This is a genomic window from Aquibacillus albus (genome assembly GCF_016908325.1).
Classification (GTDB): Bacteria; Bacillota; Bacilli; order Bacillales; family Amphibacillaceae; genus Aquibacillus_A; species Aquibacillus_A albus.
In genome coordinates, this window is the sequence record NZ_JAFBDR010000014.1 from 94,523 (window position 1) to 106,171 (window position 11,649).

Annotated in this window: 7 protein-coding genes; 6 read left to right on the forward strand and 1 reads right to left on the reverse strand. The window is 34.7% G+C overall.

Annotated features, from left to right (window positions below; translation table 11 throughout):
• Nucleotides 1–142 precede the first annotated feature (142 nt).
• The 3 genes from JOC48_RS12930 (at nt 143) to parC (ending at nt 5,220) form a co-directional block, all read left to right on the forward strand.
• Nucleotides 143–556, forward strand: a complete 414-nt coding sequence (locus tag JOC48_RS12930) for a CoA-binding protein (protein WP_204500329.1) — start codon at nt 143–145, stop codon at nt 554–556.
• A 245-nt stretch (nt 557–801) separates the two neighbouring features.
• Nucleotides 802–2,757 (forward strand): DNA topoisomerase IV subunit B, encoded by a 1,956-nt coding sequence (gene parE / locus JOC48_RS12935; protein WP_204500331.1) that lies wholly within the window; start codon nt 802–804, stop codon nt 2,755–2,757.
• Between the two features lie 15 nt (nt 2,758–2,772).
• On the forward strand, nt 2,773–5,220 hold the full coding sequence (parC, locus tag JOC48_RS12940; RefSeq protein WP_204500333.1) for a DNA topoisomerase IV subunit A: 2,448 nt from the start codon (nt 2,773–2,775) through the stop codon (nt 5,218–5,220).
• A gap of 144 nt (nt 5,221–5,364) precedes the next feature.
• Here parC and JOC48_RS12945 read toward each other — a convergent pair whose 3' ends face one another.
• Entirely contained in the window at nt 5,365–5,922 is a 558-nt protein-coding gene (locus tag JOC48_RS12945; RefSeq protein WP_239584357.1) for a YkoP family protein, read from the reverse strand.
• 190 nt (nt 5,923–6,112) lie between these two features.
• Here JOC48_RS12945 and JOC48_RS12950 point away from each other — a divergent pair, with 190 nt between their 5' ends.
• The 3 genes from JOC48_RS12950 to JOC48_RS12960 all read left to right on the forward strand — a co-directional run.
• Complete coding sequence (locus tag JOC48_RS12950; RefSeq protein WP_204500335.1) at nt 6,113–6,577, forward strand: flavin reductase family protein; 465 nt, start codon at nt 6,113–6,115, stop codon at nt 6,575–6,577.
• An 867-nt stretch (nt 6,578–7,444) separates the two neighbouring features.
• The gene (locus JOC48_RS12955) at nt 7,445–11,071 is read left to right on the forward strand and encodes a dynamin family protein (protein ID WP_204500337.1); all 3,627 of its coding nucleotides are present in this window, start codon (nt 7,445–7,447) and stop codon (nt 11,069–11,071) included.
• Nucleotides 11,072–11,352: 281 nt separating this feature from the next.
• Nucleotides 11,353–11,649 (forward strand): hypothetical protein (locus tag JOC48_RS12960; protein ID WP_204500339.1); only part of this gene is annotated, 297 nt, incomplete at its 3' end.

An 11,649-nucleotide genomic window follows, 5' to 3' on the forward strand; every position in this document is an offset into this window, starting at 1 on the left:
AGAAACTCCTTTATTTGTCAAACTTGTACCGTTATTTTAACATGAAGTATGATGAGATAGTACTTTATTATAAAAACAATGCTTTATTCATTTTTAAATTATACATAAAACATTAAACTAGAGAAAGAGAGGGTATTATCAAATGGAAAACCCTTCCAGAAAAGAACTGAAAGAATTGTTAAAAAATGCTAAAACAATAGCTGTCGTTGGGCTTTCTGACCGTCCTGATCGAACTTCTTACCAAATAGCCAAGGCAATGCAACAAGAGGGATATAGAATTATCCCTATTAACCCAAACATAAAAGAATCTCTAGGTGAGCAATCCTATGCATCTTTATTAGATGTTAAAGAGCCAATCGATATTGTGAACGTATTCCGAAGGTCTGAGTTTCTTCCCAACCTCGCCAAACAAGTTGTGAACACTAATACTACTGTTTTTTGGGCACAACAAGGAGTAGTTAATGAGGAAGCATACAATTACTTAAAGAAACATAATATAACAGTTATTATGAATGTATGTATAAAAGTTGCCCATTCGGTTTTACTAGGAAAGTAAGCTAAAGGCAAGAAATCTCTGTTCATTAGCAGGGATTTTTTCTTTTAACTATAATTATATAAGAAATCAACCATAAAATAATGTTTGCTAATTTGTTGAAACAAGCTAAAATAAGACAAGTACACCTTTACATAATCAAACACTTGTTCTACTATGGATGATAAATTAATGATAATGATAACAAATAAAGATTTTGCAATGAGTTTAATGATGCAGCATGGGTAAAAGAAGGGAGTCGATATTGATTGAGTAAACAAACAACGCCACAATATACAGATGAATCTATTCAAGTGCTAGAGGGATTAGAGGCTGTAAGAAAAAGACCGGGAATGTATATAGGAAGTACAGATGCTAGAGGATTACACCACCTTGTTTATGAAATTGTTGACAATGCTGTCGATGAGGCACTGGCGGGTTACGGTAATCACATAAAAGTAACGATTCATCCTGATAACAGCATTTCCGTTGATGATAAAGGACGTGGTATGCCAACTGGAATGCACCAAACTGGACGACCAACTCCAGAAGTAATACTTACGGTATTACACGCAGGTGGTAAATTTGGGCAAGGTGGATATAAAACTAGTGGTGGGCTTCATGGAGTAGGTGCATCTGTAGTTAATGCGTTATCGGAATGGCTTGAGGTTACCATCTATCGTGATGGAATTGTATATAAACAACGATTTGAAAAGGGCGGTATTCCTGTTACTTCTCTGGAAAAGACAGGAACGACAAAAAAAACGGGAACAACGATACACTTTAAGCCTGATTCGACAGTTTTTACGACAACAACGTATCAGTTCGAAATCTTATCGGAGCGATTAAGAGAGGCTGCTTTTCTACTTAAAGGAATGAGAATTGATTTAATTGATAAAAGGGTTAACGAGGAAGAAACGTATCAATACCCAGACGGTTTAGTATCTTTTGTTGCTTATTTAAATGAAGAGAAGGATGCGTTACATCCGGTTGTTTCCTTTGAAGGTGAGCAACAGGAAATTGAAATTGATTTTGCCTTTCAGTTTAACGATGGCTATGCCGAAAGTATGTTATCTTTTGTAAACAACGTAAGAACCAAGGATGGGGGTACTCATGAATCCGGTGCCAGAACAGCTATTACACGAGTATTTAATGATTATGCACGAAAAGCTGGAATGTTAAAGGACAAGGATAAAAACCTTGAAGGAAATGATATTAGAGAAGGTTTTACAGCCATCGTTTCTGCTCGAATACCAGAAGAAAAATTACAATTTGAAGGTCAAACAAAAGGAAAGCTTGGAACGTCTGAAGCAAGATCTGCTGTAGATGCAGTAGTTTCTGAAAACCTACTTTATTTTTTAGAGGAGAATGCTGATGTTGCAAGTATGTTAATCAAAAAAGCAATTCGTGCGAAGGATGCACGAGAAGCAGCTCGGAAAGCTAGGGAAGATGCAAGGTCTGGTAAAAAAAGAAAAAGAAAAGATACCATACTAAGTGGTAAGTTAACACCAGCTCAGTCAAGGAACGCAGAAAAAAATGAATTATATTTGGTGGAGGGTGATTCAGCTGGTGGATCCGCAAAACAAGGAAGGGATCGAAAGTTTCAGGCTGTTTTACCGCTTCGTGGAAAAGTAATTAATACGGAAAAAGCGAAACTTGCAGATGTTTTTAAAAATGAAGAAATTTCTACGATTATCCACACAATTGGTGCTGGTGTTGGTGGTGATTTTAACTTAGAGGATGTGCAGTACAATAAAATTGTGATTATGACAGATGCAGATACGGACGGTGCACATATTCAAGTATTACTGCTAACCTTCTTTTATAGATATATGCGCCAATTAATTGAATCAGGTAAAATCTATATTGCTCTACCGCCACTTTATAAAGTTTCAAAAGGAAAAGGAAAAAAAGAGAAGATTCATTATGCGTGGAATGAACAAGAAATGAAAAAATATATGGCAGAGTTTAAAAATGGTTATATCATCCAAAGGTATAAGGGTTTAGGTGAAATGAATGCTGATCAACTATGGGAAACAACGATGAACCCTGAAACCCGTACACTTATACGTGTTACCATTGATGATTTAGCAAGAGCAGAACGAAGGGTAACAACCTTAATGGGGGATAAGGTAGAACCACGAAGAAAGTGGATCGAATCCCATGTCGAATTTGGATTAGAAGAGGAAACGAATATTATTGATAATGAAAATATTCACTCATAAAGGGGGAGACAATTTTTGGCTCAGGAAAAGTTTCTAGATTTGCCGCTTGAGGAGGTCATTGGTGATCGATTCGGGCGTTATAGTAAATACATTATTCAAGATAGAGCATTGCCGGATGCAAGAGATGGTTTGAAGCCTGTTCAGAGAAGGATTATCTATGCAATGCATGAAGAAAGGAATACAAATGATAAGCCGTTTCGTAAATCGGCCAAAACAGTAGGTACAGTTATCGGTAATTACCATCCACACGGTGATTCCTCTGTCTACGAAGCAATGGTACGACTTAGTCAAACATGGAAGGTAAGAAATGTATTAGTTGAAATGCACGGGAATAATGGTAGTGTAGATGGAGATCCACCTGCTGCAATGAGATATACAGAAGCTAGACTGTCTAGTATATCCTCCGAATTAGTGCGGGATATCGACAAAGAAACCGTCGATTTTATCCCGAATTTTGATGATACCATTGAAGAACCAGTCGTACTACCTGCAAAGTTTCCTAATTTGCTCGTTAATGGTTCCACAGGTATATCTGCTGGTTATGCAACGGAAATTCCTCCTCATAACTTAGAAGAGGTCATTGATGCAGTAGTTAAAAAAATTGATAACCCATCGATTACTATTGATGAATTGATGAAGGTTATTAAAGGACCAGATTTTCCAACAGGTGGCATTATCCAAGGAGTAGACGGATTAAAACAAGCATATCAGTCCGGTAAGGGAAAAGTGGTTGTCCGTGGTAAGGCGGAAGTAGATAAGATTCGTGGAAATCGTGAGCAAATTGTTATTGATGAAATTCCTTATGAAGTAAATAAAGCTTCTCTAGTTAAAAGAATGGATGAGTTGCGGTTAGATAGGAAAGTAGAAGGCATTGCAGAGGTAAGAGATGAAACGGATCGTACAGGGTTACGAATTGTTATTGAGTTAAAAAAAGATGCAGATAGTGAAGGAATATTAAATTACTTATATAAAAATACTGATTTGCAAATTACTTATCATTTTAATATGGTGGCTATTAAGGATAAGACACCAAAGCTACTGAATTTAACAGAGATGCTTGAGTCTTATATCTCACACCAAAAATCCGTTGTTACTCGTCAATCTGAATATGACTTGCGTAAAGCAAAAGAGCGAGCACATATTGTAGAAGGTCTAATTAAGGCGATATCCATACTTGATGAATTAATTGCGACGATACGAGCTTCCAAAGATAAGCAAGATGCAAAGGCTAGAATTAAAGAAGCGTATGGTTTTACTGAAGAACAAGCGGAAGCTATTGTTAATCTTCAATTGTATAGGTTAACGAATACAGATATTACTTCTTTAGAACAGGAAGGAAAAGAGCTAACAAAAAGAATTGAAGAACTTGAAGCAATACTAAGTGATGAGAAAAAGCTTTTTTCAGTAATAAAAAATGATTTGAAACAATTAAAAAAGAAATATGCTGATAGCAGGAAAACTGTTATTGAAGAAAAAATTGAAGAATTAAAAATTAATTTAGAAGTAACTGTAGCTAGTGAAGATGTACTTGTATCCGTAACAAGGGATGGCTATATTAAAAGAACCAGTTTACGGTCCTATGCTGCATCAAATGAAGAAGATTTAGCAATTAAAGATGAGGATCATCTGATTACCTTGTATGAAATAAACACAACAGATACAATTTTATTGTTTACAAATAAGGGTAGATATATATATATTCCAGTTCATGAGCTCCCGGATATACGTTGGAAAGATTTAGGTCAACATATTTCTAATTTTGTTTCCATTCAAAAAGACGAAACGATTGTAAAAGCTGTTCCGGTAAGAGATTTTAATCAAGAAAGCTATCTCTTGTTCATAACGAAAAACGGAATGATTAAGAAAAGCGAGTTACATTTATATGAGGCTCAAAGATACTCCAAAGCGTTAATAGCAATTAACCTAAAAAAAGGTGATCAAGTACAAAATGTTCATGTGACAAATGGCCATTCCGACATATTTATTGCGTCCAATCAAGGTTATGGTCTATGGTATCATGAGTCTGAAGTAAGTCCTGTTGGCCAAAGGGCAGCAGGTGTAAAAGCCATTCATCTAAAAGAAGGAGAATATGTAGTCAATGGAGTAGTTTTTGATGATTTAGTTGAGGACCCTAATCTTGTTTTAATTACACATCGAGGAGCTTGTAAACGAATGAAGCTCAATGAATTTGAACAGTCCTCACGAGCAAAACGAGGGACAGTTATGTTACGGGAATTGAAACGGAACCCACATCAAGTTGCAGGCTTCACTCTAGCAAGCGAAAAGGACACAATTGAGATCAAAACAGCGTCTGGTTCTGTTCATACGATTTATCCGTTAGAACTACCTAAAAGTGATAGGTACAGTAACGGGTCCTTTATTATTGATACTGATGAATTAGGTGAGGTTATGGAGATTTGGAATAAAACAACATACAAAAAGGTATTTGAAAATGATAAGTAAGGAACAAAAAGTGACTTCAACATTATACTGCTGTTGAAGTCACTTTTTTATTGCTGTTATTATAGGTCGACAATGGATGGATAGTTATTTGTATGGTTCTAAAACCTGTACCTACTAAAGTCATCTATTCCAATTTTTAAAACCTTAAACTTTAGCTTTCTGCCCATATTTATTGGATAGTTGCTGCTTAGACATAAATAAGTAAACAGGGTAATGATTCTTCACCTTATATGAAAATAAATAAGTTAAAGGCAGCCAAGACAACTGTTTAAACCATTTATAAAAAGGGCTTGTTATTGGAAAGGAATCGAATCCTAAGCGTTTTGTTCCTTTTTCCAATGTTGTTATCCCTATAATCGCTTTAATATCGTCCTTGCAGACATGATTATTAATGTAAACAACTAAATCAGGCAGTGATTCCTTTACATACTTATAAACCAATAGTGCCTTTTTCACATTGTTGTCGATTGTTTTAATTTCTTTTAAGATTTTAATATTATATAAATGGATTTTCACCAATAAATCATTTCTTTTAATAACTGTTCCATCCGAAAGTGTATAATTGGGACCTTTGTATTTTGTTAATCGTACTCTAAAGATACTTTTTTGTATCGTTTTGGAATTTATTTGCTTTAAATTTGAAAGTGAGTAATACACTGGATCTAATAAATTCCAGATTGTAATTAATGATGTTTTAATCATATTTTGTCATTCCTTTGCTTTTTTAATCAAATGTTCTTACGTAGTATTTGCGGTGTTTAAAACATCATTCAACTGATTCAACATAAAAATTACTTAAAAAACATAGTTATATAATGCAATATTTTTTTAATTCATTAACAAAAGTGTTATTCTTTAAGGGAAAATAAGTGTTTAAAAAGGAGATACGTTAATGGATAATCGTTTGTTTCGAGACGCAATGGGCAAATTTGCAACCGGTATAACAGTTGTTACTACCGATTATCATAACGAAACACATGGAATGACGGTAAATGCCTTTATGTCAGTCTCTTTAGAACCTAAATTAATCGCGATTTCAATTGATGAAAAAGCGAGCATGTTTGAGATATTAAAGCATAACGACAGCTTTGGAGTAAGTATGCTAACAGAAGACCAAAAAGACTTATCCATGATATTTGCAAAACAGATTGAAAATAAAAAACAAATCCAATTTCAACAGTTAGATGGTGTTCCTATTCTAAAAGATGCTCTAACTGCAATTTCCTGTAAAATTAGGAATCGGATAACCGCCGGAGATCACATGGTAATTATTGCAGAGGTAACAGATCTGGAAGTCAATCATGGTGATCCAATTCTTTATTTTGGTGGCAATTATCGAAATATCGCAAAGGAATAATATTGTTCTTTTATAAAATAAAACAGTTATATGCTGTTTTATTTTTTTATTTACACACTTATCGTATTCTTGGTTGTTTTTTATTACGCCATTGACCTATAATGCGACATAACCTTTGCATGGAATTGCTTTAATTCACTTTTTTTGAATCGGGTGCAATAATCGCTTCGGCAGAATACTTCGCTTTCCGCGGGCACGGCCTCAGCCTCCTCAGAAGCACAGAACGCTTATTGCGGGGTCTTCGGACACGTGCTGTTCCCGCAGGAGTCTACGTATTCTGCCTACGCTTAAAGGGATACTCCGATTAATGGTAAGTTTATGTACTGGGACTCATGATCGTGGAATGCTTCTCTTCGCTTTTTTACAAAACAAGACAGGTCGAATCCTCGAAAATATAGACTAATTTTTTGCGTGCGATATAACGTTACTAATGTTTTCAACATCACAAAAGTAAATGAAGAGTCTGACATTTTCAGCAGCTTGGATTTGTTCTCTTAAGTAAATAAAAATTTGTCCTATTGCGATAGATAAGATGTTGCAAAGAAGCTTTTACAAATCTTTACTATATAGCGGAGGAAATACACGTAGACTCCTGCGGGAGGAATGGCATCGGTGAGACCCCGCAGAGCGAAAGCTCGAGGAGGCTCACCAGCCGCCCGCGGAAAGCGAAGTGTATTTCCGAAGCGAGTATAAGCACCAACCATCTTTTCAGTTATGTCGCAGTTATCTTATTTTACGCATTGTCATTTACTTAGGTAAAACACTAGTATTAGAATCTGAAAAGATAAATAATGATGAACACTAGTCATAATCGAGCATAAAACGTATAATAGTTGTTATTAATACGGAATGAAGGAGCAATTATCAATGAGTCCTTTAGTAACCAATTCTGTCAATCCAGCAACCATTGCAGCTTTTTATAAAGAGTATAAAGAGGCTGATCATATTAAATTGGCTAATAAAACATTAGATTTATTAGATAAAAACGATAATAGTGAGTATGTGGTTTGTTTCTCTGGACATTTTTCAGCTGGAAAGTCAACAATGATTAACCATTTAATTGGTCAAGACGTGTTACCTCAAAGTCCTATTCCAACAAGTGCAAATGTGGTTAAAATTTCTTCAGGAGAAGGATTTGCTAGGGTATTTTTTAATAAGCAAGACCCGGTCGAATATAAAGAGCCATATGATATGGAGACAATAAAGACGTTTTGCAAAGACGGTGATGCAATAAATCGTGTTGAAATTAGTAAGGATACACGAGCGATTCCAGCAAATGTTTCCATACTGGACACACCTGGAATCGATTCAGCTAATGACGCAGATCGTATTATGACGGAATCATCCTTGCATATTGTAGATGTAATCTTTTATGTAATGGATTATAACCATGTTCAATCAGAAGTTAATTTGCTATTTTTAAAGGAAATGCAAGACAGGGGCAAACCTATTTTTATTGTTATCAACCAAATTGATAAGCATCATGATAGTGAGTTATCATTTGAAGCATTCAAAAATAGTGTTAATGAAACATTAGCAAACTGGGGGATTATCCCTGAGCAAATATTTTATACTTCTGTGTTAGATATGAACCAAGAAAACAATGAAATTCATGATTTAGAAGTGAAAATTCAAGAACTAATGAACTTTGGTCACTATTCGTTAGAAGAAACAATCGAAAAATCTTTATCATACTTCATCGAACAGCATATTGAATGGTTAGAAGACAAAAATCAAGCAAAAAAAGATAAGTTAATGAATGAATTGGATCATCTACGGATAGTTAATGAAACTTCTTTAGATTCTAGAGCGGTAGAAGCCAACTTGGAACATTTAACATATGTAGAAGAAAACGCTTTTAGCGAATTTCAATCGGAAGTAGATAAAACGCTAAAAAATGCGTATATTATGCCTTTTGAATTACGTGAGAAGGCTGAAGCAGTTCTCCACTCACAACAAAAGGGTTTTAAAGTAGGAATCTTTTCTACAAGAAAAAAAACAGAGGCTGAACGGCAAAGACGTCTAAATGAGTTATATGAACCCTTAATGAAAACCGTGAAGGCCTCCATTGAATGGAAGCTTCGTGAAAAACTGTTATCGTTTGCTAAAAAATATGGAGTACAGCAATCAACTATTATTGAAAAGATACAAGCATTAAGCATAGCATTTCAACCGGATGATTTGGTTCAATTAATTAAACCAGGTGCTGGCATAACCGGTGAATACCTTCTTATATTTACACAAGATATCGCCAACACAATCAAACAGCATTATAAACAAGTTAGCGTTGATGTGTGGAATGATATAAAGACTATCCTGACAGAGGATACAAAAGGCAAAATGGAATCGCTATCCAATCAGCTTGAAAGCAAAAAACAACAGGAACGTCTTCAGAAAGAGTTAATGCTGTTAGATGAAAATATAGAAAATCAAAGACAGGAATTTAGTGAACTACTAGCGGTTGGTGTAAATGAACAAACTACTCTAACTGATGCACGGGAACAAGTCAAAAATCGATACAAAACTATTCAATTATTTGAAGGAGTACCTGAAAAACAAGCAGAAACAAATACTTTAAATGGCAAGGAAGATAAATCTTTTATTGTAGATGAGCCAAAAAGCCATAAAACAGTTGATACAACAATCAAAGATATTGAAACGGTGATTTCGACCATTCGAGGATTACCAGGATTCGATGCTATGATAAAGGATTTATCCAGAAGACGAGAACGACTTGAGAATAAACAGTATACCGTTGCCTTATTTGGTGCTTTTAGCGCTGGGAAGTCCTCGTTTGCAAATGCATTATTAGGGGAGAAGGTGTTACCTGTATCTCCAAATCCTACAACAGCAGCAATAAATAAGATTAGTCCGCCCAACGATCAATATGAGCATGGAACTGTTGTTGTAAAAATAAAAAACGAGAAAGATTTATTGGATGAACTTGAACAAATTGTCGAAGTTAACTCCTCGTATACTTCGCTTCAGCCATTTATACAATTGTATAGAAGTGAAGCAGTAGACAAAGATAATCGTGTAACGAATAAGCATAAGTTATTTGTTGAATCGGTTATGGAAGGATACGAGCAATTAGGTGAATACCTCGGCAAACAATTAACGATAAATTTGAATGAATTTCCAGATTATGTTTCAAAAGAATCACTCGCTTGTTATGTAGAATGGATGGAATTATATTATGATTGTGCGTTAACTTCACAAGGAATTACGTTAGTTGATACACCTGGTGCTGACTCCATTAATGCAAGACATACAGATGTATCGTTCGAATATATCAAACAATCGGATGCAATTTTATTTGTTACGTACTATAACCATCCTTTTTCAAAAGCAGATCGGGAGTTTTTAATACAATTAGGTAGAGTAAAGGATGCATTTAGCCTTGATAAGATGTTCTTCATTATTAATGCTGCCGATTTAGCAAAAAATGAAGAGGAATTAGATATGGTTAAGACTTATATTTCTGATCAGCTTCTGCAATTTGGTGTAAAACAACCAAGGATGTTTGCTCTATCGAGTAATGAGGCAATAAAAGAAAAGTCGGGGGAAAATACAAAATCGCGTTCGGGAATCGAAAAATTTGAAAAAGCTTTTGATCATTTTGTTCACCATGAAATTATGGATCTCTTTGTACAATCCACGTATCATGATATGAAGAGAATCAAAAATACAATGAAAAAGTATTTAGACGCAGCTTCTCTTAATAAAGAAGAAAAACAATTGCAAATTAGTCAGTATGAAACAGAATTAGATTCGATAGCAACACTTATAAAAGAGTCAGGGATAGATTCCTATTTTCAGGAAATCGAACAAAAAATAGAAAAGCAGATTTATTATGTAAATCAACGTCATTCTATTCAATTCGGTGATCGATTTAAAGAGTCATTTAATCCATCTACAATTAAAAGTAAGGGTAAAGATGCTAAAAGTGAACTGAAAAGCAGTCTTCAGAAAATGATGAAAGATATAGGATATGAGCTTGCTCAGGAATTAAGGGCTGTCTCATTACGAATAGAGTTTTTTATTCAACAAAAAGCTGTTGAATGGAATAATAAAGTAGAGAATGAGTGTAATGCAATTCATGACGGCCTAACACTTCCAAAGGTTGAGGATGTATCATTAACAACACCAGGTTTTAAAACAGCTTTCGATCATTTAGATTTATCTATTTTTAACAGTGCTTTGAATCAGTTTAAAAATACAAGGGCATTCTTTGAAAAAAATGAAAAAGAAGAGATGAAAGAGGTTATATTAGAGCAAATAAAGCCGCTAGTCTCTGATTATTTACAGGAAAATCAACAGATGTTGAAAGAACACTATAATCTAGAGTCTGATCAGCTTTTTACCAAAATAAAAGAAAAAGCAGGGAATGCTGCCGAGCAATATTATAACGGTTTAAAACACTCATTAACTGACGAAATAAATGTAGAGGATGTAAGAGAAAAAGTTAAACAGTTAAATATGATTAACTTCTAGTATAAAAAAGAGGCTATCCAAATAAAGTGGTCCCTATGTCAAGGACACTTTTAAAAAAAGGCCTTAAATTTTAATAATTAATAGCGTATTCTTCCGGTAAGGAGGAGATACGACATAAGAACCAGTAACTCTTCTGCCTCAGAAAGTTACTGGTTTTCTTAAATTTCATTCGTGTCTTAGATGTATATATGAATAGAAGTTTTATAAAGTCAATTGATATCTTTCAAGTATATATGCTGGGGGAAGATGTTCCGTGTTACATTCACAGGTATTGTAAACAATTGGATGATTCACAATGGCAGAGATTTTATGAACAGATGTTGGAACCTGTTACCTTTGTCACGGACATCGCTTACCTTTTCTATGTATTAAAATGGATTCTAAAGTATGATTTTGATGATTTATCCTATGCTGTGTATTTTCAAGATAGGATGGATCCCGAATGTATTCCACAGTCACTAATTAAAGATGAGTGGTTGCCGTTACTGTGGAATCGCTATGGGCAGCGTTTGGAGAAAGAACTATTCGAAATCCATTGTAGCTCAAATGATGCATCATCCGTAACGGATATCATTGGT

Bases quoted from the DNA above. Each gene is read 5' to 3' on its own strand.
- JOC48_RS12930 (WP_204500329.1), top strand. From the start codon at position 143: ATGGAAAACCCTTCCAGAAAAGAACTGAAAGAATTGTTAAAAAATGCT.
- JOC48_RS12945 (WP_239584357.1), bottom strand. From the start codon at position 5,922: ATGATTAAAACATCATTAATTACAATCTGGAATTTATTAGATCCAGTG.
- JOC48_RS12950 (WP_204500335.1), top strand. From the start codon at position 6,113: ATGGATAATCGTTTGTTTCGAGACGCAATGGGCAAATTTGCAACCGGT.
- JOC48_RS12955 (WP_204500337.1), top strand. From the start codon at position 7,445: ATGAGTCCTTTAGTAACCAATTCTGTCAATCCAGCAACCATTGCAGCT.